This is a genomic window from Streptomyces sp. Ru62, assembly GCF_002920615.1.
Taxonomy (GTDB): domain Bacteria; phylum Actinomycetota; class Actinomycetes; order Streptomycetales; family Streptomycetaceae; genus Streptomyces.
In genome coordinates, this window is sequence record NZ_PQSU01000026.1 from 77,503 (window position 1) to 103,475 (window position 25,973).

Annotated in this window: 25 protein-coding genes and 1 riboswitch; of the genes, 18 read left to right on the plus strand and 7 right to left on the minus strand. The window is 72.4% G+C overall.

Going from position 1 to position 25,973, the window contains the following annotated elements; all coding sequences use genetic code 11:
• Nucleotides 1–50: 50 nt before the first annotated feature.
• From C3492_RS30970 to C3492_RS30985, 4 genes are all read left to right on the plus strand, one after another.
• A complete protein-coding gene (locus C3492_RS30970; protein ID WP_103815950.1) occupies nucleotides 51–1,454 on the plus strand; it encodes a pitrilysin family protein in 1,404 nt (467 codons plus the stop codon).
• Nucleotides 1,451–2,839 (plus strand): pitrilysin family protein, encoded by a 1,389-nt coding sequence (locus C3492_RS30975; protein WP_103815951.1) that lies wholly within the window; start codon nucleotides 1,451–1,453, stop codon nucleotides 2,837–2,839. The genes C3492_RS30970 and C3492_RS30975 overlap by 4 nt, the downstream gene beginning before the upstream one ends.
• A gap of 236 nt (nucleotides 2,840–3,075) precedes the next feature.
• A riboswitch (cyclic di-AMP (ydaO/yuaA leader) is annotated at nucleotides 3,076–3,237 on the plus strand.
• A gap of 12 nt (nucleotides 3,238–3,249) precedes the next feature.
• Nucleotides 3,250–4,005 carry a M23 family metallopeptidase gene (locus C3492_RS30980; protein WP_103815952.1) on the plus strand — a complete coding sequence of 252 codons (756 nt, stop codon included), beginning with the start codon at nucleotides 3,250–3,252 and terminating at the stop codon, nucleotides 4,003–4,005.
• Nucleotides 4,006–4,203: 198 nt separating this feature from the next.
• The gene (locus C3492_RS30985; protein ID WP_103815953.1) at nucleotides 4,204–4,890 is read left to right on the plus strand and encodes a GntR family transcriptional regulator; all 687 of its coding nucleotides are present in this window, start codon (nucleotides 4,204–4,206) and stop codon (nucleotides 4,888–4,890) included.
• Between the two features lie 229 nt (nucleotides 4,891–5,119).
• On the opposite strand, the gene C3492_RS30990 is transcribed toward C3492_RS30985, so the two are convergent.
• A complete protein-coding gene (locus C3492_RS30990) occupies nucleotides 5,120–5,401 on the minus strand; it encodes an HPr family phosphocarrier protein (protein WP_053637259.1) in 282 nt (93 codons plus the stop codon).
• Nucleotides 5,402–5,577: 176 nt separating this feature from the next.
• Between C3492_RS30990 and C3492_RS31000 the strand changes: the two genes are divergently transcribed.
• From C3492_RS31000 to C3492_RS31020, 4 genes are all read left to right on the plus strand, one after another.
• Nucleotides 5,578–8,388 (plus strand): bifunctional GNAT family N-acetyltransferase/acetate--CoA ligase family protein, encoded by a 2,811-nt coding sequence (locus tag C3492_RS31000; protein WP_181140647.1) that lies wholly within the window; start codon nucleotides 5,578–5,580, stop codon nucleotides 8,386–8,388.
• Nucleotides 8,389–8,698: 310 nt separating this feature from the next.
• Complete coding sequence (locus C3492_RS31010; RefSeq protein WP_014675503.1) at nucleotides 8,699–9,295, plus strand: DUF5998 family protein; 597 nt, start codon at nucleotides 8,699–8,701, stop codon at nucleotides 9,293–9,295.
• Complete coding sequence (locus tag C3492_RS31015) at nucleotides 9,295–10,491, plus strand: alkaline phosphatase family protein (protein WP_103815956.1); 1,197 nt, start codon at nucleotides 9,295–9,297, stop codon at nucleotides 10,489–10,491. The genes C3492_RS31010 and C3492_RS31015 overlap by 1 nt, the downstream gene beginning before the upstream one ends.
• 46 nt (nucleotides 10,492–10,537) lie before the next feature.
• Nucleotides 10,538–11,185 carry a thymidine kinase gene (locus C3492_RS31020; protein WP_103815957.1) on the plus strand — a complete coding sequence of 216 codons (648 nt, stop codon included), beginning with the start codon at nucleotides 10,538–10,540 and terminating at the stop codon, nucleotides 11,183–11,185.
• A gap of 4 nt (nucleotides 11,186–11,189) precedes the next feature.
• Here C3492_RS31020 and C3492_RS31025 read toward each other — a convergent pair whose 3' ends face one another.
• Nucleotides 11,190–11,981: a VOC family protein gene (locus C3492_RS31025; RefSeq protein WP_103815958.1), complete on the minus strand. Its 792-nt coding sequence runs from the start codon at nucleotides 11,979–11,981 to the stop codon at nucleotides 11,190–11,192.
• A 238-nt stretch (nucleotides 11,982–12,219) separates the two neighbouring features.
• Between C3492_RS31025 and C3492_RS31035 the strand changes: the two genes are divergently transcribed.
• Nucleotides 12,220–13,071: a sulfurtransferase gene (locus C3492_RS31035; RefSeq protein ID WP_103815960.1), complete on the plus strand. Its 852-nt coding sequence runs from the start codon at nucleotides 12,220–12,222 to the stop codon at nucleotides 13,069–13,071.
• Nucleotides 13,072–13,129: 58 nt separating this feature from the next.
• Here C3492_RS31035 and sepH read toward each other — a convergent pair whose 3' ends face one another.
• Entirely contained in the window at nucleotides 13,130–14,170 is a 1,041-nt protein-coding gene (sepH, locus tag C3492_RS31040) for a septation protein SepH (RefSeq protein ID WP_103815961.1), read from the minus strand.
• A 500-nt stretch (nucleotides 14,171–14,670) separates the two neighbouring features.
• Here sepH and C3492_RS31045 point away from each other — a divergent pair, with 500 nt between their 5' ends.
• Nucleotides 14,671–15,450 carry a hypothetical protein gene (locus tag C3492_RS31045; RefSeq protein ID WP_103815962.1) on the plus strand — a complete coding sequence of 260 codons (780 nt, stop codon included), beginning with the start codon at nucleotides 14,671–14,673 and terminating at the stop codon, nucleotides 15,448–15,450.
• Here C3492_RS31045 and C3492_RS31050 read toward each other — a convergent pair.
• Together C3492_RS31050 and C3492_RS31055 are read right to left on the minus strand one after the other, a co-directional pair.
• Complete coding sequence (locus C3492_RS31050) at nucleotides 15,374–16,693, minus strand: D-arabinono-1,4-lactone oxidase (RefSeq protein ID WP_103815963.1); 1,320 nt, start codon at nucleotides 16,691–16,693, stop codon at nucleotides 15,374–15,376. The two genes, C3492_RS31045 and C3492_RS31050, sit on opposite strands and share 77 nt — an antisense overlap.
• Nucleotides 16,653–17,891, minus strand: coding sequence for an MFS transporter (locus C3492_RS31055; RefSeq protein WP_103815964.1), 1,239 nt, complete (start codon nucleotides 17,889–17,891; stop codon nucleotides 16,653–16,655). The genes C3492_RS31050 and C3492_RS31055 overlap by 41 nt, the downstream gene beginning before the upstream one ends.
• A 172-nt stretch (nucleotides 17,892–18,063) precedes the next feature.
• Between C3492_RS31055 and C3492_RS31060 the strand changes: the two genes are divergently transcribed.
• Together C3492_RS31060 and C3492_RS31065 are read left to right on the plus strand one after the other, a co-directional pair.
• Nucleotides 18,064–19,191, plus strand: a complete 1,128-nt coding sequence (locus C3492_RS31060) for a ferrochelatase (RefSeq protein ID WP_103815965.1) — start codon at nucleotides 18,064–18,066, stop codon at nucleotides 19,189–19,191.
• Nucleotides 19,192–19,199: 8 nt separating this feature from the next.
• Nucleotides 19,200–20,015 (plus strand): inositol monophosphatase family protein, encoded by an 816-nt coding sequence (locus tag C3492_RS31065; RefSeq protein ID WP_103815966.1) that lies wholly within the window; start codon nucleotides 19,200–19,202, stop codon nucleotides 20,013–20,015.
• Nucleotides 20,016–20,088: 73 nt separating this feature from the next.
• On the opposite strand, the gene C3492_RS44835 is transcribed toward C3492_RS31065, so the two are convergent.
• Nucleotides 20,089–20,262 (minus strand): hypothetical protein, encoded by a 174-nt coding sequence (locus tag C3492_RS44835; RefSeq protein ID WP_023546087.1) that lies wholly within the window; start codon nucleotides 20,260–20,262, stop codon nucleotides 20,089–20,091.
• Between the two features lie 412 nt (nucleotides 20,263–20,674).
• Between C3492_RS44835 and C3492_RS31070 the strand changes: the two genes are divergently transcribed.
• From C3492_RS31070 to C3492_RS31085, 4 genes are all read left to right on the plus strand, one after another.
• Nucleotides 20,675–21,328 carry a response regulator transcription factor gene (locus C3492_RS31070; protein ID WP_003993508.1) on the plus strand — a complete coding sequence of 218 codons (654 nt, stop codon included), beginning with the start codon at nucleotides 20,675–20,677 and terminating at the stop codon, nucleotides 21,326–21,328.
• A 5-nt stretch (nucleotides 21,329–21,333) separates the two neighbouring features.
• Nucleotides 21,334–22,590, plus strand: coding sequence for a HAMP domain-containing sensor histidine kinase (locus tag C3492_RS31075; protein WP_103815967.1), 1,257 nt, complete (start codon nucleotides 21,334–21,336; stop codon nucleotides 22,588–22,590).
• A 393-nt stretch (nucleotides 22,591–22,983) separates the two neighbouring features.
• Entirely contained in the window at nucleotides 22,984–23,280 is a 297-nt protein-coding gene (locus tag C3492_RS31080; protein ID WP_003997302.1) for a DUF4193 domain-containing protein, read from the plus strand.
• A 13-nt stretch (nucleotides 23,281–23,293) separates the two neighbouring features.
• The gene (locus C3492_RS31085; protein WP_103815968.1) at nucleotides 23,294–24,208 is read left to right on the plus strand and encodes a hypothetical protein; all 915 of its coding nucleotides are present in this window, start codon (nucleotides 23,294–23,296) and stop codon (nucleotides 24,206–24,208) included.
• On the opposite strand, the gene C3492_RS31090 is transcribed toward C3492_RS31085, so the two are convergent.
• Entirely contained in the window at nucleotides 24,209–24,673 is a 465-nt protein-coding gene (locus C3492_RS31090; RefSeq protein WP_103815969.1) for a DUF3093 domain-containing protein, read from the minus strand.
• Between the two features lie 167 nt (nucleotides 24,674–24,840).
• Between C3492_RS31090 and C3492_RS31095 the strand changes: the two genes are divergently transcribed.
• Together C3492_RS31095 and dut are read left to right on the plus strand one after the other, a co-directional pair.
• On the plus strand, nucleotides 24,841–25,425 hold the full coding sequence (locus C3492_RS31095; RefSeq protein WP_103815970.1) for a PaaI family thioesterase: 585 nt from the start codon (nucleotides 24,841–24,843) through the stop codon (nucleotides 25,423–25,425).
• Nucleotides 25,422–25,973 carry a dUTP diphosphatase gene (gene dut / locus C3492_RS31100; RefSeq protein ID WP_103815971.1) on the plus strand — a complete coding sequence of 184 codons (552 nt, stop codon included), beginning with the start codon at nucleotides 25,422–25,424 and terminating at the stop codon, nucleotides 25,971–25,973. The genes C3492_RS31095 and dut overlap by 4 nt, the downstream gene beginning before the upstream one ends.

The following is a 25,973-nucleotide window of genomic DNA, read 5'->3' on the forward strand; positions in this document are numbered from 1 at the left end:
CAGGAAAACCGCGGTTTCCATCAACCGCCTCCGCTCGCGAAGGGACGTACATGCCCATGGGTCACACGACCACAGCCGAGGCAGGCTCCGGGGGCCTGACAGCGACCGAGCACCGCCTGGCCAACGGTCTGCGCGTGGTGCTCTCCGAGGACCACCTGACCCCGGTGGCGGCGGTCTGCCTCTGGTACGACGTCGGCTCCCGCCACGAAGTCAAGGGGCGTACCGGCCTGGCTCACCTTTTCGAGCACCTGATGTTCCAGGGCTCCGCGCAGGTCAAGGGCAACGGCCACTTCGAGCTGGTGCAGGGCGCCGGCGGCTCGCTGAACGGCACCACCAGCTTCGAGCGGACCAACTACTTCGAGACCATGCCCGCCCATCAGCTGGAGCTGGCGCTCTGGCTGGAGGCCGACCGCATGGGCTCGCTGCTGGCCGCCCTGGACGACGAGTCCATGGAGAACCAGCGGGACGTCGTCAAGAACGAGCGCCGCCAGCGCTACGACAACGTGCCGTACGGCACCGCCTTCGAGAAGCTGACCGCGCTCTCCTACCCGGAGGGCCACCCGTACCACCACACGCCGATCGGCTCGATGGCGGACCTGGACGCGGCCACCCTGGAGGACGCCCGCCAGTTCTTCCGCACCTACTACGCGCCGAACAACGCGGTGCTCTCCGTGGTCGGCGACATCGACCCCCGGCAGACCCTCGCCTGGATCGAGAAGTACTTCGGTTCCATCCCGTCCCACGACGGCAAGCCCGCCCCCCGCGACGGCTCCCTGCCGGACGTCATCGGCGAGCAGCTGCGCGAGGTCGTCGTGGAGGAGGTCCCGGCGCGCGCCCTGATGGCCGCCTACCGGCTCCCGCACGACGGCACGCGCGCGTGCGACGCGGCCGACGTCGCCCTGACCATCCTCGGCGGCGGCGAGTCCTCCCGCCTGTACAACCGGCTGGTGCGCCGGGACCGGACGGCCGTCGCGGCCGGCTTCGGCCTGCTGCGCCTGGCCGGCGCGCCGTCCATGGGCTGGCTGGACGTGAAGACCTCCGGTGACGTGGAGGTGCCGGTCATCGAGGCCGCCATCGACGAGGAGCTGGCCCGGTTCGCCGCGGAGGGCCCCACGCCCGAGGAGATGGAGCGCGCCCAGGCCCAGCTGGAGCGCGAGTGGCTGGACCGGCTCGGCACGGTCGCCGGCCGCGCCGACGAACTGTGCCGGTACGCGGTCCTCTTCGGCGACCCGCAGCTCGCCCTGACGGCCGTCAAGCGGGTCCTGGAGGTGACCCCACAGGAGGTCCAGGAGGTGGCCAAGGCACGCCTGCGGCCCGACAACCGCGCGGTCCTCGTCTACGAGCCGAAGTCCCCGGAGGTCGTCGCGGACGCCAAGGTCCCCGAGGACCCCGAGCAGGAAGCGACCGTGGACGCGGGCCGCGACGAGACCGAGAACGAGGAGACGGCCAAGTGACCGAGCTCGCCACCATGGACTTCCACCCCCAGCCGCAGCCCGGCGAGGCCAAGCCGTGGGCGTTCCCGGCGCCCGAGCGCGGCACCCTCGACAACGGCCTGACCGTGCTGCGCTGCCATCGCCCGGGGCAGCAGGTCGTCGCCGTCGAGGTGCTGCTGGACGCGCCGCTGGACGCCGAGCCGGCCGGTCTGGACGGCGTCGCCACGATCATGGCGCGGGCCTTCTCCGAGGGCACCGACAAGCACTCCGCCGAGGAGTACGCCGCCGAGCTGGAGCGCGCGGGCGCCACCCTCGACGCGCACGCGGACCATCCCGGCGTGCGGCTCAGCCTTGAGGTCCCGGCCTCCCGCCTGGCCAAGGGCCTCGGTCTGCTCGCCGACGCCCTGCGCGCGCCCGCCTTCGCCGCGAGCGAGGTCGAGCGGCTGGTCCGCAACCGCCTGGACGAGATCCCGCACGAGCTGGCCAACCCCTCCCGCCGGGCCGCCAAGGAGCTCTCCAAGGAGCTGTTCCCGGCGACCTCGCGCATGTCCCGTCCGCGGCAGGGCACCGAGGAGACGGTCGAGAAGATCGACGAGGCGGCCGTCCGCGCCTTCTACGAGCGCCATGTGCGGCCCGCCACGGCCACCGTGGTCGTCGTCGGCGACCTGACCGGTACCGACCTCGACGCGCTGCTGGGCGACACCCTGGGCGCCTGGACGGGCACCCCGGGCGAGCCCCGTCCGGTGCCGCCGGTGACCGCCGACGACACCGGGCGTGTGGTCATCGTGGACCGGCCCGGCGCGGTCCAGACGCAGCTGCTGATCGGCCGGATCGGTCCCGACCGGCACGACCGGGTGTGGCCCGCCCAGGTGCTCGGCACGTACTGCCTCGGCGGCACCCTCACCTCCCGCCTGGACCGCGTGCTGCGCGAGGAGAAGGGCTACACCTACGGCGTGCGGGCCTTCGGGCAGGTCCTCAGGTCCGCGCCGGACGGCACGGGGGCGGCGATGCTCGCCATCAGCGGCTCCGTGGACACCCCGAACACCGGCCCGGCGCTGGACGACCTGTGGAAGGTGCTGCGCACGGTCGCGGCGGACGGCCTGACCGACGCCGAGCGGGACGTCGCCGTGCAGAACCTGGTCGGTGTGGCGCCGCTGAAGTACGAGACCGCGGCGGCCGTCGCGAGCACGCTGGCGGACCAGGTCGAACAGCACCTGCCCGACGACTTCCAGGCGACGCTGTACCAGCAGTTGGCGGCCACGGGCACGGTGGAGGCCACCGCGGCCGTCGTGAACGCCTTCCCGGTGGACCGCCTGGTGACCGTCCTCGTCGGAGACGCGTCGCAGATCAAGGCGCCGGTGGAGGCGCTGGGCATCGGTGAAGTGACCGTGGTGGCGGCCGAGTAGACGCGACCGTGGTGGCGGCCGGATGACGGCACGCGCGCGTGGGGCCCCGGCGACCTACGGGTCGTCAGGGCCCCACGTTGTTCCACTCGTCGCTCAGATGCCCGTTTTGAGGCGGAGGTTGCCTGTCTGCCCTGTGGGATGCGCTACAAAAGCCGGGATGCGTTTGAGGATTGACAGCGCGCTTGCGTAGCTTCGTCCGGGCTGTTCGTCAGGCAGTGCGCCGCACCCGCGGCACCGGACAGTCATCGCCGAGTCCCCGTACGGCGCGAGCCAGGGGAGCCGGGGACCCACCGTCCCTGGGGTGAATCGGGCGCCCGCGCGATGCGCGAGGGGGCCCGTAGGAGACCTTCCTGCTCCGAACCCGTCAGCTAACCCGGTAGGCGAGAGGGAAGGAAAGGACCAGCCACTTCATGGCGTTCATGTGCGCCACCGGGAAGCACCGCAAGCCCGGCCGGGTCAAGCGGACCACCGTTCAGGCGGCCGGCGTCGCGGCCCTCACCACCACCGGTGTGATCGGCACCCTCGCCGCCTCCCCGGCGCTCGCCGCCGAGAACTCCGCGGAGCAGACCGGCCTCACCCCGGTCGTCGCCGTGTCCGAGGACGTCGCCGACGAGATCGGCGCGCAGGCCGCCGCACAGCAGGAGGCCGCCGAGCAGAAGGCGGCCGAGGAGGCCGCGGTGAAGGCGGCGGCCGAGCGGGCCCGGGAGATCCGCGCCGCCGAGGCCCGGGCCGCCCGCGAGGCGGAGCGCAAGCGGCTGAACGCCTTCGTCGCCCCGATCGTGCACTCGTACGTCTCCACCGCCTACCGGGCGAGCAGCTCCCTGTGGTCCTCCGGTTCGCACACCGGCATCGACTTCCACGCGGCCGGCGGCACGTCCGTCCACGCGGTGGGTTCCGGCACGGTCGTCTCCGCGGGCTGGGGCGGCGCGTACGGCAACCAGGTCGTGATCCGCATGGCCGACGGCATGTACACCCAGTACGGGCACCTGTCGTCCATCGGGGTCACGGTGGGCCAGAAGGTCGTCGCCGGCCAGCAGATCGGCCTGTCCGGCGCCACCGGCAACGTCACCGGCGCGCACCTCCACTTCGAGGCGCGCACGACCCCCGAGTACGGATCGGACGTCGACCCCGTCGCCTACCTCCGCAAGCACGGCGTGAACGTCTGACACCGACCGCACGTCTGTCCGAGGCCCCGGCTCACCGAGCCGGGGCTTTCGCCGTTTTCCGCGGTGTCCGCCGGCTCCGCTGTCCAAAAAATAGCCATGGATTAGGGCCCGCCGTCGGAAATTCCGGCTCATTGGAATAGAGTCACGGAACACACGTCCATCGTCGACGTTTCACGGGGATTAAGGCGGAGGTCGGTCATGCGTATTCCGGCGCACTCGGTGTGCACGGCCATCCGGGACGACATCGTCGCGGGTGTCTACGAGCGCGGCAGCCGCCTCACCGAGGAAGTCCTGGCCCGCCGCTACGGCGTCTCGCGCGTCCCCGTGCGCGAGGCCCTGCGCACCCTGGAGGCCGAGGGCTTCGTGGTGACGCGCCGGCACGCGGGCGCGTGCGTGGCCGAGCCGACCGAGCAGGAGGCCGCCGACCTGCTGGAGATGCGGACGCTGCTGGAGCCGCTGGGCGCCGCCAGGGCCGCCCAGCGGCGCACCGAGGCGCATCTGAAGGTGCTGCGCGGTCTGGTCCGGCTGGGCCAGGAGCGCGCCCGCAGGGGCAGCAACGAGGACCTGCGTTCGTTGGGCGGCTGGTTCCACGAGACGCTCGCCCAGGCCTCCGGCAGTACCTCGCTGACCTCGGTGCTCACCCAGTTGCGGCACAAGATCGCCTGGATGTACACGGTGGAGGCACCGATCGGACCGGTGGAGTCCTGGGCGGAGCACGGTGCCATCGTGGACGCGGTGGCGCGCGGCGACGCGGAGCGCGCGCGGGCGCTCACGGCCCTGCACGCCGAGCGTGCGACGGGCGCGCACCGGTTGCGGTTTTCTCCCGCCGCGGAGCGAGTGAGGACTTCGCAACATGCCGTAAACATGTCGGGCCCGCGGCATTAACAAGCGCACCGTATACAAAGAAGAGGTATTCCGGGCGGCGTATTTCCTGCTGCCCGGATTCACTCGTGCCGTAATTCCCCCGAGTTCGCCGGGAGCCGGTGCGCGGTAAATCGACGGCACACCGGCGGGCGGTAAATCGACGGCACACCGGGTCGTGCGCGTCCGCATACGGCGGAGCCGCGCCGCCCCGAAAGGCGAACGCGGCTCCGGCGCTCTGTGCGGTGGTCGCTCAGACGGTCTCGGGCAGCTCTTCCAGGCCCTCGGAGACCAGCTTGGCCAGACGGTCGAGGGCGGCGTCGGCGCCCTCGGCGTCGGAGGCGAGGACGATCTCCTCGCCTCCCTGGGCACCCAGGCCCAGGACGGCCAGCATGGAGGCCGCGTTGACGGGGTCGCCCCCGGCCTTGGCGATCGTCACCGGGACGCCTGCGGCCGTGGCGGCTCGGACGAAGATGGAGGCGGGGCGGGCGTGGAGGCCCTCGGCCCAGCCGACGTTGACGCGGCGCTCAGCCATGTGTTGCTGCCCTTCGGTGTTCAGGTTGTCTAGACCAGTTTCCCATATCGTGAAGCGTGTCCGGAGCGGACGTGCGTCCCCTCCGGTGTGGCACCGGACCGCGGCCTCGGTCCGGCTTCCCGTCCTCCACAGACTGCCTCGCGACGTTGTCCGACGCGAGCCGTACTCTGGGGCCCATGCAGACCTCGGCGGACCGGCAGGACCGGCACCAGTACCCCGCCCACTGGGAGGCGGACGTGGTGCTGCGCGACGGTGGCACCGCGCGCATCAGGCCCATCACCGTTGATGACGCCGACCGCCTGGTCAGTTTCTACGAGCAGGTCTCGGACGAGTCGAAGTACTACCGCTTCTTCGCGCCGTACCCACGGCTCTCCGCCAAGGACGTCCACCGCTTCACGCACCACGACTTTGTGGACCGGGTGGGACTCGCGGCCACCATCGGCGGCGAGTTCATCGCCACCGTACGCTATGACCGCATCGGCACCGACGGCATGCCCGCGACCGCGCCCGCCGACGAGGCAGAGGTCGCCTTCCTGGTGCAGGACGCCCACCAGGGCCGCGGGGTCGCCTCCGCCCTGCTGGAGCACATCGCGGCCGTCGCGCGCGAGCGGGGCATCCGCCGTTTCGCCGCCGAGGTGCTGCCCGCCAACACCAAGATGATCAAGGTGTTCACGGACGCGGGCTACACCCAGAAACGCAGCTTCGAGGACGGCGTCGTCCGCCTGGAGTTCGACCTCGAACCCACCGACCGCTCCCTCGCCGTGCAGCGCGCGCGGGAGCAGCGCGCCGAGGCCCGTTCCGTACGGAGGCTCCTCGCGCCCGGCTCCGTGGCGGTCGTCGGTGTCGGCCGCGCCCCCGGCGGCGTGGGCCGCGGCGTCCTGGGCAACCTCCGCGACGCCGGCTACCCCGGCCGCCTGTACGCCGTGAACAAGGCCTTCCCGGAAGACCTCAAGGAGATCGACGGGGTGCCCGCGCACCGCTCGGTGCGGGACATCGACGGGCATGTCGACCTGGCCGTCGTCGCCGTACCGGCCGCGCACGTGCCCGCTGTGGTCGCCGAGTGCGGGGAGCACGGCGTCCAGGGGCTGGTCGTGCTCTCCGCCGGCTACGCCGAGAGCGGGCCCGAGGGGCGCGATCGGCAGCGGGCCCTCGTCCGGGCCGCGCGCGCGTACGGCATGCGGATCATCGGCCCGAACGCCTTCGGGATCATCAACACCGCCCCGGACGTCCGGCTGAACGCCTCCCTCGCCCCGGAGATGCCCCGGCCCGGCCGCATCGGGATGTTCGCCCAGTCCGGCGCCATCGGCATCGCCCTGCTCTCCCGGCTGCACCGGCGCGGCGGTGGCGTCACCGGCGTCACCGGCGTCTCCACCTTCGTGTCCGCCGGCAACCGCGCCGACGTCTCCGGCAACGACGTCCTCCAGTACTGGTACGACGATCCCGAGACCGACGTCGTCCTCATGTACCTGGAGTCCATCGGCAACCCCCGCAAGTTCAACCGCCTGGCCCGGCGGACGGCGGCGGCGAAGCCGCTCGTCGTGGTGCAGGGGACCGGCACGGCACCGCAGGGGCACGCGGTACGGGCCACCCGGCTGCCGTACGAGACCGTCTCCGCGCTCCTCCGGCAGGCCGGTGTGATCCGGGTCGACACGATCACCGAGCTGGTCGACGCGGGCCTGCTCCTCGCGCGGCAGCCGCTGCCCGCCGGACCGCGCGTGGCCATCCTCGGCAACTCCGAGTCGCTGGGCGTGCTGACGTACGACCGGTGTCTCGCCGAGGGACTGCGGCCCGCGCGGCCGGTCGACCTGACGACCGGGGCGACGGCGGAGGACTTCCACCGGGCGCTCGCTGCCGCGCTGGCCGACGGCACGAACGACGCCGTCGTCGTCACGGCGATCCCCGCGATCGGGGAGAGCTCGCCGGGGGACGCCGAGCTGGCGGAGGCCCTGCGGTCGGCCGCGGCGGCGGTGCCGGGCAAGCCGGTGCTCGTGGTGCACGTGGAGCTCGGAGGACTGGCGGAAGCGTTGTCGGCGGCGGCGAGCACCGCACCGGGAGCCGTCGACAGGGCGCCCGGCACCGAGGGAGCCGTGGCCCCCGCCCCGCTGACCACCCCGCCCGAAGGCACCCACCTCATCCCCGCCTACCCCGCCGCCGAACGTGCCGTCCGCGCCCTCGCCGAAGCCGTGAAGTACGCGCAGTGGCGGCGGGAGGCGGCCGATCCGGGGAAGGTGCCGGAGTACGACGACATCGACGAGAAGGGGGCCGCCCGGCTCATCGGCGAGCTGCTCGCCCGCGGGCAAGGGCTCACCATCTCCGACGCGCAGACCTGCGAACTGCTCGCCAGGTACGGCATATCCGTGCGCCGCGCCCTGCCCGCCCTCACCCCGGACGCCGCCGTCGAGGCCGCCCGCGCGCTCGGTTACCCGGTCGCCCTCAAGGCCACGGCCCCGCACCTCAGGCACCGCGCCGACCTGGGCGGCGTCCGCCTCGACCTCGCGGACGAGGAGCAACTGCTGAGGGCGTACGCCGAACTGACCGAGCTGTTCGGGCAGCCGGAGGAACTGCGGCCGGTTGTGCAGGGCATGGCGCCGCGCGGGGTCGACACGGTCGTACGCGCGGTGATCGACCCGGCGGCCGGGGCCGTGCTGTCCTTCGGCCTGGCCGGAGCCGCCTCGCAGCTGCTCGGGGACATGGCCCACCGGCTGATCCCCGTCACCGACCGGGAGGCGACCTCGCTGGTGCGGTCCATCCGGACGGCACCGCTGCTGTTCGGCTGGCGCGGCTCCACCCCGGTGGACACCCCGGCCCTGGAGGAGCTGCTGCTGCGGGTCTCGCGGCTGGTCGACGACCACCCGGAGGTGGTCGCGGTCACCCTGGAACCGGTCGTCGTCGCCCCGCACGGAGCCAGCGTGCTCGGCGCCACCGTACGGCTCGCGCCGCCGCCCGCCCGTGACGACCTCGGCCCGCGCACCCTGCCGGCCTACTGAGCGGGACCGGGGGGCCGTATGGAGATCGCCGGACGGAAGCTGCCCGGGGGCGGCCGGTGGGACCGGGAGACCACCGCCCGCGACGCGGGGCGGCCGCGCCTGCCCGCCGGGTACTCCCTCACCCGTCACGAGGGCCCGGACGTGATCTTCCCCGGCCCGCTCCCCGTCCGCTGCCCGCCGAGCTCCTGTCCGGTCGCCGCCGAAGGGCCGGAGGTCCCGCCGGGGTTCGATACCGAGGCCCCGCGCGCGGGCGTACCGGCCGTCCCCGGTCCGCGCGACTGGCCCGGACCCCCCTTGCCCACGGATTAGGATGGACGCCATGGCCAAGACCAGTACGACGACCCAGGGGCTGCGCGCGGCGATCGAGCGCAGCGGCTACTACCCGGCCCTCGTGGCCGAGGCGGTGGAGGCCGCTGTGGGCGGCGAGCCCATCCGGTCGTACCTGGTCCACCAGGAGACCACGTTCGACCAGAACGAGGTGCGCCGGCACGTCACCGTGCTCGTCCTGACCGGCAACCGCTTCATCGTCAGCCACACCGACGAGCAGGCCGCCGACAGCACGTCCCCGACGCCGTACGCCACCACCTCCACCGAGTCCGTGAAACTCGACCGGATCTCCTCGGTCGTGGTGAGCCGGGTGGTCGCGAACCCCGAGCAGTACACGCCGGGCACACTGCCCCGCGAGGTCGTGCTGACCATCGGCTGGGGCGCGGTCAGCCGCATCGACCTGGAGCCTGCCGCCTGCGGCGACCCCAACTGCGACGCCGACCACGGCTACACGGGCAGCTCCACGGCGGACGACCTCAGCCTGCGCGTCAGCGAGGCTGGGGACGGCCCGGAGACGGTGCGCCAGGCGCTCGCCTTCGCGCAGGCCATCTCCGAGGCGACCGCGGACGTCACGCGCTGATGTCCCAGCTCTCCGCCTGGGACCACCCGGAACCCCTCGCCCTCGACACCGCGCCGCTGCCCGAGTACGGCAGCGGCTCCCTCGCCGACCTGCTGCCCACCCTGGCCGCAGGCATGGGCGTCCCCGGCCTGACCGCCACGATCGGGGAACTGACCCCCGCCGACCGGGTCTGCGTCTTCCTGATCGACGGCCTCGGCTGGGAGCAGCTGAAGGCCCACCCGGACGAGGCCCCGTTCCTGACCTCCCTGCTCGGCAGCTCCCGCGGCGGCACAGGCCGCCCGCTCACCGCCGGCTACCCGGCGACCACCGCCACCTCCCTCGCCTCCGTCGGCACCGGCCTGCCGCCCGGCGCCCACGGCCTGCCCGGCTACACCGTGCGCAACCCGGACACCGGCGCGCTGATGAACCAGCTCCGCTGGCAGCCGTACACCGAACCGCGGCCCTGGCAGCCGTACCCCACCGTCTTCCAGCTCGCCCACCAGGCCGGGGTGCACGCCGCCCAGGTGTCCTCGCCCGCCTTCGAGCACACGCCGCTCACCAAGGTGGCGCTCAGCGGCGGCAGTTTCCACGGACGGCTCACCGGCGAGGAGCGCATGGACCTCGCGGCCGAACAACTGGCCGCCGCGGACCGCGCCCTGGTGTACACGTACTACGCCGAACTGGACGGCTCCGGACACCGCTACGGCATCGCCTCCGACACCTGGCGCGGCCAGCTGATGTACGTCGACCGGCTCGTCCAGCGCCTCGCGGAGCAACTGCCGCCGCGCAGCGCCCTCTACGTCACCGCCGACCACGGCATGGTCGACATCCCGTTCGACGAGCGGCACCGCATCGACTTCGACGAGGACTGGGAACTGCGCGCCGGGGTCGCCCTGCTGGGCGGCGAGGGCCGGGCCCGGCACGTGTACGCGGTGCCGGGCGCCGAGAACGACGTGCTGACGGTGTGGCGCGAAGTGCTCGGGGAGCAGTTCTGGGTGGCCTCGCGGGACGAGGCGATCGCGGCCGGCTGGTTCGGGCGGCCCGGCGAATGCGACGAGCGCGTGTACCCGCGGATCGGGGACGTGGTCGCCGCCGCGCACGACGACGTCCTGATCATCGCCTCCGAGCGGGAGCCCAAGGAGTCGGCGCTGGTCGGCAACCACGGCTCGATGACCCCAGCCGAGCAGCTCGTCCCGCTGCTCGAAGTACGCTCCTGAACCGTCCGCCCTCCTCAGCGACTCGCCGAAAGGTGCTCAACTCCTCATGCCCGAGCTGGTGTTCTTCTCCGGAACGATGGACTGCGGGAAGTCGACGCTGGCTCTGCAGATCGAGCACAACCGCTCCGCGCGCGGCCTGGCCGGCATGATCTTCACCCGGGACGACCGGGCCGGCGAGGGCAAGCTGTCCTCCCGGCTGGGCCTGGTCACCGACGCGGTGGAGGTCGAGGACGGCCAGGACCTGTACGCCTATCTCGTGGACCACCTCTCGCGGGGCGGCCGGGCCGACTATGTGATCGCGGACGAGGCGCAGTTCCTCGCCCCCGAGCAGATCGACCAGCTCGCGCGCGTGGTGGACGATCTCGGCCTGGACGTGTTCGCCTTCGGCATCACCACCGACTTCCGCTCCAAGCTGTTCCCCGGCTCCCAGCGGCTGGTGGAACTGGCCGACCGGATCGAGGTGCTCCAGGTGGAGGCGCTGTGCTGGTGCGGCGCCCGCGCCACGCACAACGCCCGCACGATAGACGGCGAGATGGTGGTCGAGGGCGCCCAGGTGGTCGTCGGCGACGTCAACCAGGCCGGTGGCCAGGTCGGCTACGAGGTGCTGTGCCGGCGCCACCACCGGCGCCGGATGACCGCGGCGACGGCCCGCGCGGCAGCGCTGTCCCCGGACGTGCTGCCCGTGACCCCCTGAGCGCTCAGCGCGGATCCTGAACCACGGAGAACTCGGCGCCCTCCGGGTCCGCCACCGTCGCCAGCCGCCCGTGCGCGCTGTCGTGGGCCGGCTTGAGGATCCGGCCGCCCAGGCCGGTGACCTGCCGCAGCGCTTCGGCGAGGTCGGCGACCTCGAAGTACGTCCGCCAGTAGGGCCCCCGGTCCCGGGGCAGTCCGTGGCCGATGCCGTGCAGCCCGGCCACCGGACGGCCGTCGAGACGCAGGGTCAGATAGTCGAGGTCGGCGGAGACCACCGGCTCCTCCTCGTAACCGAACACGCTCTTGTAGAACTTGGCGACGCTCTCCGTCTCGTAGGTGACCAGTTCGTTCCAGACGGGCGTGCCGGGCACGCCGGTGATCGACGTGCCGAGGTACGCGGAGCCCTGCCAGATCCCGAACACCGCTCCGGAGGGGTCGGAGGCGATCGCCATGCGCCCGGCCTCGGCCGCGTCCAGCGGCCCGACGGCCGGCGTGCCGCCGCACAGCCGTACGGTGTCCACGGTCCGGTCCACGTCGTCCGAGGCGAAGTACGGCGTCCAGGCGACCGGCAGCCGGCGGTCCGGCGGCAGCTGGCCCATGCCGGCGACCTGCCGCCCGTCCAGCAGCGCCCGCACATAGGGCCCGAGCTGCTGCGGGCCCGGCAGGAACTCCCAGCCGAACAGCTCACCGTAGAACTCCTCGGTGGCGTCCAGCGCGTGCACCATCAGGCTCACCCAGCAGGGCGTGCCGGGCACGCGCCGCGCGTGCGGGCCTGCCGACTCCCGTTCCTCGGTCATCGATCACTCTCTCCCCGGCCCCTCGTGGTGGCCGTGTCGCTTCCGCTCCCAGGAAGGGTGTACCTCCGGGAGGATGCCCGATCTGCCGTCTTTCGCCGCTTCCTGGCGATGGCCGGCGGGTGTCCGTCGGCTGTACAGCGCGTGCTCGGTCACGTACGTCGGGTGATCGAGCGTGTCCGGCCGAGCAGAGTAGCGGGACCTGGACGCCGCGGCCACCCCTGGCGTATGGATGGACGCCATGACAGCCATCATCACCGCATCCGAACTCGCACACGAGCTGACCGGCGGCAACCCGCCGGTGCTGCTGGACGTTCGCTGGCAGCTGAGCACGGCGAAGGCGGCGGGCGCGCCCGCCTTCGACGGGCGGGCCGAGTACACGGCCGGCCACATCCCCGGCGCGGTCTTCGTCGACCTGGACCGGGAACTGGCCGCCGCGCCCGGCGCGCACGGCCGGCATCCGCTGCCCGACCTGGCGGAGTTCGGTGCCGCGATGCGCCGCGCGGGCGTGTCGGCGGGCCGGCCGGTCGTCGTGTACGACGGCGGGCAGGGCTGGGCCGCCGCGCGCGCGTGGTGGCTGCTGCGCTGGACGGGTCACCCGGACGTGCGGGTGCTCGACGGTGGGTTGCCGTCCTGGGAGGGCGAGCTGTCCACCGGGACACCGGCCCCGGCCGAGGGCGACTTCGTGCCGGCGCCGGGCGCGGCGGGGCTGCTGGACGCGGACGGGGCCGCGGCCCTCGCCCGCACGGGTGTGCTGCTGGACGCGCGCGCGGGGGAGCGGTACCGCGGGGAGGTGGAGCCGATCGACCGGGTCGGTGGGCACATCCCGGGCGCGGTGTCGGCGCCGACGGCGGAGAACGTGGGCCCGGACGGCCGTTTCCTGCCCGCGGCGGAGCTCAGGGACCGCTTCAAGGCGCTCGGGGTGTCGGAGGACGCCGAGGTGGGCGTGTACTGCGGTTCGGGCGTCTCCGCCGCCCACGAGGTGCTCGCGCTGGCGGTGGCGGGCATTCCGGCGGCCCTCTACGTCGGTTCCTGGTCCGAGTGGTCCGCGGACCCGTCCCGGCCGGTGGCGGTGGGAGCGGATCCGCAGTGACCGGGCAGCCGGAAGAGGGGGCACGCGCGCGTGCCCCCTCTTCGGCGGTAGGACCGTGCTACTCCTGCTTCTTGCGGCGCGTGCCGAACACGATCTCGTCCCAGCTCGGTACGGCGGCGCGGCGGCCGGGGCGGACGCCGTCGGCCTCGGCCTGGCGGTCGGTCGCGCCGATGAGCCGGTCGCGGTGGCTGCCCACGGAGCGCGGCATGAGGACGTCCGCGTAGGCGGAGCCGGCGGACGCGGCGGGTGCGGGCGGCTCCTCCGCGGCGGGCTCCTCCTCGGTGTCCTCGGAGGGTTCCGACGGGCGTTCCGGGACCACCAGGTCGCCCCGGAAGCTCGGCACGGCCTCCAGCAGGCTGGTCAGCGAGTCGCGTTCGCCCGTGCTCTCCTCGGCCGGCTCCGACGACTGCGCGGGCAGGCTGGGGCGCTCCCGGTCGCCCCGGTCGAGAGCGCGGTCCATGGAGCGCTCGCGCGGCAGCCGGGCGATCCTCGGGACGAACGGGAAACTCGGCTCCGGTACGGCGAGGTCGTCGGACTCGCCGATCAGCGAGCGCGCCTCGTCGTCGACGGCCTGGACGAGCCGCCGCGGCGGGTCGTACGTCCAGCTCGCCGAGTGCGGTTCGCCCGCGACCCGGTAGACGAGGAGCACCTCCCAGGTGCCGTCGTCGCGGCGCCAGGAGTCCCACTGCACGGTGTCCTTCTCGGCGCCGCGCAGCAGCAGCCGTTCCTGCACGGCCTCACCGAGCAGCGGGCCGGAGTTCTCGCCGGGGCGGCGGACCGGGGTCTTGCGGGCGCGCTCGGCCATGAAGGCGCGCTCGGCCAGTACCGGGCCCTCGAAGCGCCGTACCCGGTCGACGGGGATGCCGGCGAGCTGCGCGACCTCTTCCGCCGTGGCACCGGCTCGTATCCGCGCCTGGATGTCGCGCGGGCGCAGATGGCTCTCGACTTCGATCTCGATCTGGCCGAGGCGGGGCCGGTCGCCGCGGACGGCGGCGCGGAGCCGCTCGTCGATCGGAAGCGTGTACTCCGTAGAGTCGGCAGCCTTCAGCACCAGTCGTGTGCCGTCATTCGAGACGGCCACGACACGCAGTTCGGGCATGGGGACCTCCCGGGTGGTGCCTGCCGACGTCACGTGCGTCGCTGCTTCCGCTAGTCGAGTGTGGCCTGCCCGGGTGCAGCCTGCCACAACCTTGCCGAGTTGCCCGGCGTGTCGGGCACGGGCCCGGGACCGCCGTTATGGCACGGTTACCTGTTCGCAACGCTAAGTGACCAACTCCGTCACCCTGTGCAACTAGCCCCCTCCCGGCGATCCTGCAAGGCCGCGGGCACCCTGGTGGGAGACCGGACCCAGGGCTCGCAACAGTACTCCATTTGGACCACGTGCGTGGATTGGCGCGCCGCCCAACTTCTGGCAAGGGGTGCGACTTGGCCGTCCGCAACCGGTTTTGTGGATCATGAACGTGGCGAACTTCACGCAATCGCCAGAAACGGAACTAATGGTTTCGTCCGTACGTCCCTTTCTCGTGCAGTCGGCCGACCAATGTCGTCAACTGCGGCAAGTGCTCCATGAGGTGCGGGAAAGGCAGGCAAGTTCCGGGTATGCGTGAGACGCCCGATACGGGTCGGAAGCGGATCGACCTGAGCGTCCCCCAGGTCGCGGGCAGCGCCCTCGCGGCGGTGGTGGCGGCCAAACTGGCTTCGTACTTCGGGGTGTACGGCACGATCGTCGGCGCCGGCGTCGTCAGTGTCGTCGCCACCTGCGGCGGCTCGGTCTTCCAGCACTTCTTCAAGCGGACCGGGGAGCAGCTCCGGGAGAAGACCGCGGTGGCGGCCCGGCCGCCGCAGGAGCGGGGAGCGCGGCCACGGGGGCGGCAAGCGTTCCTGCCGCCGGGCGAGTTCACCGAGGGCACCGTCTACCGGGCGCGGGCCGGGAGCCGGCGCCGCCCGCTGGTCGCCGCCGCCCTGGTCTTCGGGGTGACGCTGGCCGGCATCACGGCGTACGAGCTGGTCTCCGGGAACAGCTTCAGCGGCGGTACGGGTACGACGGTCAGCGACGCCGTCACCGGCCGGGGCTCCTCCGGTGCCACGTCCGACCGGACACCCGCCCCTTCGGGCACCACGTCCCCGGAGCGCACGCCCTCCACCGGCGACGGCACGAGCCACAGTGCGCCCCCGGCGCCCGGCGGTTCACCGAGCGGCCGGCCGACCGGGCAGCCGGACTCCGGGCGGAGCGGGGAACCGAGCGGCGAGCCGGCCACCCCGGCCCCCACGCCCAGTGCCCCCAGCGCGTCCGCCACGACGCCTACGCCCCCAGAACCCTCCGCAGATAGTCGTTCTGGAACAGCCGGTCCGGGTCCAGACGGTCCCGCAGCGCCGTGAACTCGCCGAAGCGCGGGTACACCCGGGAGAAGTACTCCGCGTCCCGCGTGTGCACCTTGCCCCAGTGCGGACGCCCCTCGTGCGCGGTGAAGATCCGCTCTGCGGCCGTGAAGTACGCCTGGTACGGCGTGCCCCGGAACAGGTGCACGGCGATGTAGGCGCTGTCCCGGCCGGAGGCGGTGGACAGGGTGATGTCGTCGGCCGGGGCGGTGCGCACCTCGACCGGGAAGCCGACGCGCAGCCCGGAGCGGTCCACCATGGCCTTCAGCTCGCGCAGCGTCTCCCCCAGGGCCGCGCGCGGGACGGCGTACTCCATCTCCACGAAGCGCACCCGGCGCGGTGAGGTGAAGACCTTGTAAGGGATGTCCGTGTACGTCCGCGCGGACAGGGCCCTGCTGGAGACCTGCGCGATCGCCGGAACGGTCGCCGGGACAGCGCGGCCGACCCACTGGGCAACCTGAAAGACGCCGTTGGAGAGGAACTCGTCCTCGAACCAGCCCGCGAGCCGCCCCACCGGCTGCTCGGGGCCGGCGCTGCGGTTGTTCCGCTTGGTGTTGGTGTTGCCGGTGTGCGGGAACCAGTAGAACTCGAAGTGTTCGTTCTCGGCCCACAGCTGATCGAACTCGGCGAGGACCCGCTCGAAGGACATGGGTTCCTCGCGCGCGGTGAGCAGGAAGAGCGGCTCCACGGCGAAGGTGATCGCGGTGACGACGCCCAGGGCGCCGAGGCCGATGCGGGCCGCCGCGAAGACCTCCGGGTTCTCCTTCTCGGAACAGGTGAGCACCGAGCCGTCGGCCGTGACCAGCTCCAGCGCCTTGATCTGGGCGGCGATGGAGCCCGACGCGCGGCCGGTGCCGTGCGTGCCGGTGCTGGTGGCCCCGGACACGGTCTGCTCCATGATGTCGCCCATGTTGGTGAGCGAGAGGCCCTCGCGCGCGAGAGCGGCGTTGAGTCTCTTGAGCGGGGTCCCCGCCTCCACCGTGACCGTCATGGACGCCCGGTCGATGGTGCGTATACCGGTCAACAGTTGAGGGCGTATCAACACACCGTCGGTGGCGGCGATCGAGGTGAAGGAGTGCCCGGTGCCGACCGCCTTCACCTTCAGGCCGTCCTCCCGGGCCCGGCGCACCGCGCCGGCCAGCTCCTCCACGGAGGCCGGCGCGACCTGCCGGGCGGGCCGGGCGGAGACATTGCCGCCCCAGTTACGCCACGTGCCGTTCTTCCCGCTCGCTGTGCTGCCCAACGGTGCCTCCCCGACCCGCGGCCGGCCTGCGCAGCCGGCGGTACCCGAGGAAACCGACCGCGACCGCGACGGCCCCGGACACGGCCGGAACCCCGTACCCGGCCCGTGCCCCGGCCGCGTCGATCACCCAGCCGGCCACGGAGGAGCCGGCCGCGATGCCGACGGCGAGGCCGGTGCTCACCCAGGTCATGCCCTCGGTGAGCTGCGCGCGCGGTACGTGCTCTTCGATGAGGGACATCGTCGTGATCATCGTCGGCGCGATGGACAGCCCCGCAACGAACAGCGCCACGGCCAGAAGCGGCAAGTTTCCGACCAGTAGGAGGGGGATCATACTCACGGCCATCGCCGCCACGCCCAGCAACCAGCGACGTTCCGGCGCACCGCTGAGGCGCAGCAGTCCGAAGACCACGCCCGCGACGCACGAACCGGCCGCGTACAACGCGAGGACCAGGCTCGCGGCGCCCTTGTGGCCGCGCTCGTCGGCGAAGGCGACCGTGACCACGTCCACCGCCCCGAAGATCGCGCCGGTCGCCACGAAGGTCGCCACCAGCACCTGGAGCCCCGGCGCGCGCAGGGCGCTGCCGCCGCCCCGCCGCTCGCGCGGATGCGGTTCCGGCTCGGTGGCGCGCTGGGAGGTGAGCCACAGGACGCCGGCCAGCAGGAAGCAGGCGGCGAGCAGCGGGCCCGCCTCCGGGAACCAGGCCGTGGACAGGCCGATGGAGATGATCGGCCCGAAGATGAAGCACACCTCGTCCACGACCGACTCGAACGAGTAGGCGGTGTGCAGCTTCGGGGTGCCCCGGTACAGCGCGGCCCAGCGGGCCCGGATCATCGCGCCCAGACTCGGCACCGAGCCGATCCCGGCCGCACAGACGAACAGCACCCAGTCCGGCCACCGGAAGTGCGCGGCGAGCAGCAGCCCGGCCGCCGCGAGCAGGGCCACCAGGGTCGCGGGGCGCAGCACCCGGCGCTGCCCGTGCCGGTCCACCAGCCGGGAGATCTGCGGGCCGATCGCCGCGGCGGACAGCGCGATCGCGGCCGACAGGGCGCCCGCGAGGCCATAGCGCCCGGTGAGCTGGGAGACCATCGTGACGACGCCGATGCCCATCATCGACAGCGGCATCCGCCCGAGGAATCCCGCGGCGGAGAAGGCCTTGGTGCCGGGCTCGGCGAACAGGGCTCTGTAGGGGCTGGGCACGTGGTCTCCGAAGCGGCTCGGTAAGGCGCGAATGCGGCTGATACAGCTTACGAGTTAGGACACCCTAATCACACCCGGTATGACGCTGGGACAAACCACACTGAACCGACTGGAAGCCGACTCTTCACCCCGCTGTTTCCCCGCTGTCGGTGCCGGGTGGCAGGATCGACTCATGCCAGACGCGCTCGATCCCACCCCGTACGACGCCCTGCTCCTGCTCTCCTTCGGCGGCCCCGAAGGCCCGGACGACGTGGTCCCGTTCCTGGAGAACGTCACGCGCGGGCGAGGCATCCCCAAGGAACGCCTCAAGGAGGTCGGGCAGCACTACTTCCTGTTCGGCGGGGTCAGCCCCATCAACGCCCAGAACCGCGCCCTGCTGGACGCCCTGCGCAAGGACTTCGCCGACCACGGCCTGGAGCTGCCGGTCTACTGGGGCAACCGCAACTGGGCGCCGTACCTGACGGACACCCTGCGCGAGATGGTCGCCGACGGCCGCCGCCGCATCCTGGTCCTCGCCACCAGCGCCTACGCCTCCTACTCGGGCTGCCGCCAGTACCGGGAGAACCTCGCCGACGCGCTGGCGGCCCTGGAGGCCGAGGGCCTGGAGCTGCCGAGGATCGACAAGCTGCGGCACTACTTCAACCACCCCGGCTTCGTCGAACCCATGACCGACGGCGTGCTGCGCGCCCTCGCCGACCTCCCCGAGGACGTCCGCGCGGGCGCCCACATCGCCTTCACCACCCACTCCATCCCCACCTCCGCCGCCGACACATCCGGCCCCGTCGAGGCCCACGGCGAGGGCGGCGCCTACGTCGAGCAGCACCTGGACGTGGCCCAGCTGATCGCCGACGCCGTCCGCGAGCGCACCGGCGTCGACCACCCCTGGCGGCTCGTCTACCAGTCCCGCTCCGGCGCCCCGCACATCCCCTGGCTGGAGCCGGACATCTGCGACCACCTGGAGGAGCGGCACGCCGCCGGTGTCCCGGCCGTCGTCATGGCCCCCATCGGCTTCGTCTCCGACCACATGGAGGTCCTCTACGACCTCGACACCGAGGCGACGGCCAAGGCCGGGGAACTGGGCCTGCCGGTGCGCCGCTCGGCCACCGTGGGCGCCGACCCGCGGTTCGCCGCGGCCGTCCGCGAGCTGATCCTGGAGCGGGCCGCCGTGGAGCGCGGCCAGGGGGTCACCCCCTGCGCCCTGGGCGCGCTCGGCCCCAGCCACCACGTCTGCCCGGTCGGCTGCTGCCCGCCCCGCGCCCCGCGCCCCGCCGCCGCGGGCGCCGACAGCCCCTACGCGTGAGGAGACCCGTGACCGACGCCCTGCACCGGGACCTGCTCGAACTGGCCCAGGAGGCCGCCCGCCGCGCCGGCGAGCTGCTGCGCGACGGCCGCCCCGCCGACCTTGCCGTGGCGAAGACCAAGTCCAGCCCCATCGACGTCGTCACCGAGATGGACATCGCGGCGGAGAAGCTGATCACCGACCTGATCTCCGGGCAGCGCCCCGACGACGGCTTCCTCGGCGAGGAGGGAGCCTCCGTCGAGGGCACGAGCGGCATCCGCTGGGTGATCGACCCGCTGGACGGCACCGTCAACTACCTGTACGGCCTGCCGACCTGGGCGGTGTCCATCGCCGCCGAGCAGGACGGCGAGACAGTGGTCGGGGTCGTCGCGGCTCCGATGCGCGGTGAGACGTACCACGCGGTGCGCGGCGGCGGCGCGTGGGCCACGGGCGCGTGGCAGGGCGAGCGGGCGCTCGCCTGCCGGCCCGCGCCCCCGCTGGACCAGGCCCTGGTCTCCACCGGTTTCAACTACGTCACCGAGGTCCGCGCCCACCAGGCCGGGATCGCCGCCCGGCTGATCCCCGTCCTGCGGGACATCCGGCGCGGCGGTTCGGCGGCGATCGACCTGTGCGACGTGGCCTGCGGCCGGCTCGACGGGTACTACGAGCGGGGGCTCAACGCGTGGGACTTCGCGGCGGGGGACCTGATCGCCCGGGAGGCCGGTGCGCTGACCGGTGGACGGCCCGGGGAGCGGCCGTCACGGGATCTGACCGTGGCCGGGTCGCCGGGCGTCTTCGAGCCCCTCCAGCGGCTGCTGGAGGACTTCGGCGCCTGGCACGACTGACCCAGGGAGAGCGGGCACGCAAAGGGACCCCGGCGCTGGATTCGCCGGGGTCCCCTCTTGCGCTTCGGGCCGATCAGACGCGTGACGCGCCGACTTCCACACCGTGTTCGGCGGCGAGGCGTCGCAGGTCGTCGAGCTCTGCCTGCTCCACCTCGACGAGGAAGTCGTCGCCCTCGTCACGAGCCCGCGACAGGTCGGACTCGGTCGCCCTTATGCGCTGCAGAAGTCCTGCGGTGAAAGCGTCCATGCTGCGCCCCCTCGTCCAGGGTCGTGGGTCGGTGGCACGGGGGTGTGCCGTAGGGAAGGGGCGATCACGTCTCTCGCAGGTGCCCAGCGCTGCCCGGCCGGGCGGCGACGGTGCCGGACACCCACGCCCGCTCTGCCAAGCGGCGGCCGAAGTACCGCATGGTGCTGCGGCACATGCAGAGCGTGATCGCGGGGTGTAAAGCCGTCCTCCCCCAGCTCCCCTCCGCGGAAACCTCAACCGGAGCAGAAATTCTCGTATTCCCGCCCGCGGACCCCGGTCCCTGCGGTCCGGACACCGCCTTACAGCCGACTTATGGCCGAAAAGGGCAGGATGGGGGTCACATCCACGGACACCCCTGCCCGCACGCGCCCACGGCGCGTCCTCGCGGGTGGACACAGGAAGGACAAGCGACGTGCGCGTACTCGTCGTCGAGGACGAGCAGCTGCTCGCCGATGCGGTGGCCACCGGACTGCGCCGGGAGGCCATGGCCGTCGACGTCGTGTACGACGGTGCGGCCGCCCTGGAGCGCATCGGCGTCAACGACTACGACGTGGTCGTCCTCGACCGCGACCTCCCGCTCGTCCACGGCGACGACGTCTGCCGCAAGATCGTCGAGCTGGGCATGCCCACGCGCGTGCTCATGCTCACCGCCTCGGGTGACGTCAGCGACCGCGTCGAGGGCCTGGAGATCGGCGCCGACGACTATCTGCCCAAGCCGTTCGCGTTCAGCGAGCTGATCGCGCGCGTGCGCGCCCTCGGCCGCCGGACCAGCGTGCCGCTGCCGCCGGTCCTGGAGCGCGCCGGCATCAAGCTCGACCCCAACCGCCGCGAGGTCTTCCGTGACGGCAAGGAGGTCCAGCTCGCGCCCAAGGAGTTCGCGGTGCTGGAGGTCCTGATGCGCAGCGAGGGCGCGGTCGTCTCGGCGGAGCAGCTGCTGGAGAAGGCCTGGGACGAGAACACCGACCCGTTCACCAACGTGGTGCGCGTGACGGTGATGACCCTGCGCCGCAAGCTGGGCGAGCCGCCCGTCATCGTCACCGTCCCCGGCTCCGGCTACCGGATCTGATCCCCGTGGCCACGACACCCGCGCCGCCCCAGGCGCCCCCCAAGCCGACCTGGGACCCCAGGAGGCCGCAGCCGCCCTTCCCGTGGCTGCGCCCGACCATCCGCATACGGCTGACCCTGCTCTACGGCGGCATGTTCCTGATCGCCGGCATCCTGCTGCTGTCGATCATCTACCTGCTGGCCGCGCAGGCGATCAGCACCGGCAACCAGCCGCTGTTCAAGATCGTCAGCGGTTCGGCGATCAAGGTCACCAGCGACAACTGCCCCGCGGTCACCGCGATCAACTCCGGCCCGGTGCCGCTGTCGGACTTCAACGAGGCCATCGCCCACTGCGTGGACCAGCAGCGCCAGGCGGCCCTGGACAACCTGCTCAGCCGCTCCCTGCTGGCACTGCTGGGCCTCGCCGTGATCGCCTTCGCGTTCGGCTACGCGATGGCCGGCCGTGTGCTCTCCCCGCTCGGCCGCATCACCCGTACCGCCCGCCAGGTCGCCGGCTCGGACCTCTCCCGCCGGATCGAGCTGGACGGCCCGGACGACGAGCTGAAGGAGCTGGCCGACACCTTCGACGACATGCTGGAGCGGCTGGAGCGGGCCTTCACCGCCCAGCAGCGCTTCGTGGGCAACGCCTCGCACGAGCTGCGCACCCCGCTGGCGATCAACCGCACGCTCCTCGAAGTGCACCTGTCGGACCCGAACGCGCCGATGGAACTCCAGCAGCTCGGCAAGACCCTGCTCGCCACCAACGAGCGCAGCGAACAGCTGGTCGAAGGGCTGCTGCTGCTCGCCCGCAGTGACAACCAGATCGTCGAGCGCAAGCCGGTCGACCTGGCCGAGGTTGCCACGCAGGCCGTCGACCAGGTGCACGCCGAGGCCGACGCCAAGGGCGTGAAGATCCGCGGCGAGCGCAAGCCCGCCGTGGTGCAGGGCAACGGCGTGCTGCTGGAGCGGATCGCGCTGAACCTCGTCCAGAACGCCGTGCGGTACAACGTGCCGGAGGACGGCTGGGTCGAGGTGGACACCGAGATCCAGCACGGGCAGGCGGTGCTGACCGTCACGAACACCGGGCCTGTCGTGCCGGCGTACGAGATCGACAACCTCTTCGAGCCCTTCCGGCGGTTGCGCACCGAGCGGACGGGCAGTGACAAGGGGGTGGGCCTCGGTCTGTCCATCGTCCGGTCCGTGGCCCGCGCGCACGGCGGTCACATTCTGGCCCAGCCCCGGGAGGGTGGCGGACTGGTGATGCGCGTCACCCTGCCGTTGTGACCAGAGACCGACACACGCGGAGGATGTTCGCTTTGCGCGGAATTTTTGGGCCGCCGTACATGGTTCTTCCTGTGTGATCGATCACATGGGCGGATTTCCGGCCATGTACGCACGGTGATCATGACAGAAGGTGGAAAGCCGGGAAAGTCCGGGTTTTCAGGGCTCTTGATCACGGGAAGTACACGGTGAGGCGCCTTTGAGGTGCGGCATTCGAACCGTGTACGGTCCTCACCGCCATCCAAGCCGATCACTCTTGAGGGGTCGGGTTGGGTGTCGATTGAGTAACAGACCTTGATGTGAGGCAAAATCTCCGCCTCAGGTCGGGCACAAGTCCGGCCTCTCACGCGTTACGTGCGCTGGAGACACCGCAGACACCCAGAGGGGGAGAGCGATATGGCAACCGATTACGACACTCCACGCAAGACCGACGACGACGTCGACTCGGACAGCCTTGAAGAGCTGAAGGCCCGGCGGAACGACAAGTCCACCTCGTCGGTGGACGTCGACGAGTTCGAGGCCGCCGAGGGCCTCGAACTGCCCGGAGCCGACCTCTCGAACGAGGAGCTGGCCGTCCGGGTGCTGCCGAAGCAGCAGGACGAGTTCACCTGCATGAGCTGCTTCCTGGTGCACCACCGCAGCCAGCTGGCCAGGGAGAAGAACGGCCAGCCGATCTGCCGCGACTGCGACTGAGGACGGGTCGGCCGTGTCTGGCTCGACCCCTCCCCGGAAGCGCCGCTTCCCCCTGCGGAAAGCGGACCAAGGGCCGCTCGGCGGCCCGCACGGCGCGCGTGACGGCGAGCGGGGCTCACCGGTGACGGGAGCCCCGCTCGAACCGGCGGCCGGCCGGGAGAACCTGCCCGCGTCGGCGCAGAACCCCGCACCCGTCGCCCGGCGCCGGGCGGCGGTGATCCGTGAGAAGGCCCGGGATCTGGCCCGGGAAGGCGCCCGTAAGGGCGGCAGCCGGGCTCGCGCGGGGCTGGCGTACCTCGCGGACCGGATCATCGAGATCGCCCCGCGCATCCCCGTACGCGACCTCGCGACCCTGCGGGGCCAGTTCCCCGGCCTCGGACCGGAGGAGCTGGCCGACAAGCTGGTGGCGGGTGCGGCGGCCGGCACCTCGACGGTCGGAGCCGGGATCGGAGCGGCGGCCATGCTGCCGGTGCCGCCGGCCATGCCGACCGAACTGGCCGCGGAGATCACCGGGGTCGCCGCGATCGAGCTGAAGCTCATCGCCGAACTGCACGAGGTCTACGGCGTACGCCCGCCCGGGAACCTCAAGACCCGCTCCGCCGCGTATCTGTCCTCCTGGTCGGGGGAGCGCGGGATCGACGTGATGAAGCCGTCGACGTACGACACGGCCATGGGCGGCCACATGAAGCGCCACCTCCGTCAGCAGATCATGAAGCGGATGGTGCGCGACCTGCCCAACCTGATGCCGTTCATGGTCGGGGCCACGGTCGGGGCGGTCATGAACCGCCGGGACACCAAGAGACTCGCGGCCCGCATCCGGGCCGATCTGCGCAAGATCCAGGTGCCCTGGGACGAGCTGCCGGAGCTGCCGCCGCTGGAGAAGCCGGCGCAGCCGCTGAGACTGGGCGAGCTGCCCGACGAACTCTAGCTAGGCGTGCGCCTTGCGTGCCGCCTCGATCGCCGCGGCCAGCTTCTCCGGCTCCCGCGTCGACAGGTACAGGTACGGCGTCGGGTCCTGCGGGTCCGTGACCTCCACGCGCAGTGCCGTCGGGATGTAGGCGCGCAGCAGCAGGAACGCCCGGGTGTCGGCCTTGTACGTCCGCCAGGCGCGGGCCTCCTCCGCGTCCAGGATCTGCGCCTCGCCCAGCGCCGCCACGGGGATCTTCGCCTCGCCCGCGATCAGGGAGTCGCCCACGACCCGGATCCGCGGGGAGCCGTAGGCGCTGGCCACCACCGCCGCCGCGGCCGTACCGCCGACCAGGCCGCCGAGCAGCGGCAGGGTGCCGAAGGGCAGCAGTATCAGGGCGAACGAGACCCCCACCAGGAAGCTGATCAACCACCACGAGCGGGGGGCGGTGAGGCGTTCTTCGTACGGGGTGGCGGAGAGCTGCATGAAGCCAAGCTTGGCACGGGATCCGCACACCACCGGAGCCGGGGCGCTCGGCGCGAAGCGCTGTCGAGTGGGGCGGTGGTGGGTGGCGGGCGGGACGGGCTGTCGGCGCGTAGCGCTGTCGAGTGGGGCGGTGGTGGGCGACGGGCGGGCGGGTAAGGTCTGCGGCTGTGAGTGGTAGTTCCGCAGCTCTTCAGCCTTCCGCCGACGCGGGGAAACCGGTACGGCACCCCGACGCGCCCGCACCCGGGGAACTCCTCGGCGCCCACTACGAACACTGTTTCGGGTGCGGCCCCGGGCAGCCGCACGGACTGCACCTGGAGGCCCGCGCCGGCGAGGGCGTCTCGCTGACCGCCGAGTTCACCGTGCAGCCCGCCCACCAGGGCGCCCCGGGCCTCGCGCACGGCGGAGTGCTCGCCACGGCCCTGGACGAGACCCTCGGCTCGCTGAACTGGCTGCTGCGCACCATCGCCGTCACCGGACGGCTGGAGACCGACTTCGTGCGGCCCGTGCCCGTCGGCACCACGCTGTACCTGGAGGCCGAGGTCACCGCCGTCGCCGGGCGGAAGATCTACTCCACCGCCATCGGGCGCATCGGCAGCCCCGACGGGCCGGTGGCCGTCCGCGCCGACGCCCTCTTCATCGAGGTCACGGTGGACCACTTCATCGACCACGGCCGCCCGGCGGAGATCCGGGCCGCCATGGACGACCCGGACCAGATCCGGCGCACCCGCGCCTTCGAGGTGAACCCGTGAGCCGAGACCCGCTGAACGTCCTGATCCGGCGCGTCGACGCGGACGTACCGCTTCCGGCGTACGAGCATCCCGGGGACGCCGGAGCCGATCTGCGCACCACCGAGGCGTGCGAGCTGGCGCCCGGAGAACGGGCCGTCCTCCCCACGGGTGTGTCGATCGCCCTGCCCGAGGGGTACGCGGCCTTCGTGCATCCGCGTTCCGGCCTCGCCGCCCGCTGCGGTGTCGCCCTCGTGAATGCCCCGGGGACGGTTGATGCCGGGTACCGTGGGGAGATCAAGGTGATCGTGGTGAATCTCGACCCGCGCGAGAGCGTGCGGTTCGAGCGCTTCGACCGGATTGCCCAACTGGTCGTCCAGCAGGTCGAGAAGGTCCGCTTCCAGGAGGTCGCGGAACTTCCCGGCTCGGCGCGGGCCGAAGGGGGCTTCGGGTCCACCGGTGGCCACGCCGCGGTGGGCGGCGAGAGCGGCACAAGCGGTCAGGCCGCCGAGGGCGGTCCGACGGGTGGGAATCGATACGCTTCGGTCGTATCCGACCGGGAAGGACAGTGA

Coding starts and splice junctions, on each gene's coding strand:
- C3492_RS30970 (WP_103815950.1), top strand. CDS start 51: ATGCCCATGGGTCACACGACCACAGCCGAGGCAGGCTCCGGGGGCCTG.
- C3492_RS30980 (WP_103815952.1), top strand. CDS start 3,250: ATGGCGTTCATGTGCGCCACCGGGAAGCACCGCAAGCCCGGCCGGGTC.
- C3492_RS30985 (WP_103815953.1), top strand. CDS start 4,204: ATGCGTATTCCGGCGCACTCGGTGTGCACGGCCATCCGGGACGACATC.
- C3492_RS30990 (WP_053637259.1), bottom strand. CDS start 5,401: ATGGCTGAGCGCCGCGTCAACGTCGGCTGGGCCGAGGGCCTCCACGCC.
- C3492_RS31000 (WP_181140647.1), top strand. CDS start 5,578: ATGCAGACCTCGGCGGACCGGCAGGACCGGCACCAGTACCCCGCCCAC.
- C3492_RS31010 (WP_014675503.1), top strand. CDS start 8,699: ATGGACGCCATGGCCAAGACCAGTACGACGACCCAGGGGCTGCGCGCG.
- C3492_RS31015 (WP_103815956.1), top strand. CDS start 9,295: ATGTCCCAGCTCTCCGCCTGGGACCACCCGGAACCCCTCGCCCTCGAC.
- C3492_RS31020 (WP_103815957.1), top strand. CDS start 10,538: ATGCCCGAGCTGGTGTTCTTCTCCGGAACGATGGACTGCGGGAAGTCG.
- C3492_RS31025 (WP_103815958.1), bottom strand. CDS start 11,981: ATGACCGAGGAACGGGAGTCGGCAGGCCCGCACGCGCGGCGCGTGCCC.
- C3492_RS31035 (WP_103815960.1), top strand. CDS start 12,220: ATGACAGCCATCATCACCGCATCCGAACTCGCACACGAGCTGACCGGC.
- sepH (WP_103815961.1), bottom strand. CDS start 14,170: ATGCCCGAACTGCGTGTCGTGGCCGTCTCGAATGACGGCACACGACTG.
- C3492_RS31045 (WP_103815962.1), top strand. CDS start 14,671: ATGCGTGAGACGCCCGATACGGGTCGGAAGCGGATCGACCTGAGCGTC.
- C3492_RS31060 (WP_103815965.1), top strand. CDS start 18,064: ATGCCAGACGCGCTCGATCCCACCCCGTACGACGCCCTGCTCCTGCTC.
- C3492_RS44835 (WP_023546087.1), bottom strand. CDS start 20,262: ATGGACGCTTTCACCGCAGGACTTCTGCAGCGCATAAGGGCGACCGAG.
- C3492_RS31080 (WP_003997302.1), top strand. CDS start 22,984: ATGGCAACCGATTACGACACTCCACGCAAGACCGACGACGACGTCGAC.
- C3492_RS31090 (WP_103815969.1), bottom strand. CDS start 24,673: ATGCAGCTCTCCGCCACCCCGTACGAAGAACGCCTCACCGCCCCCCGC.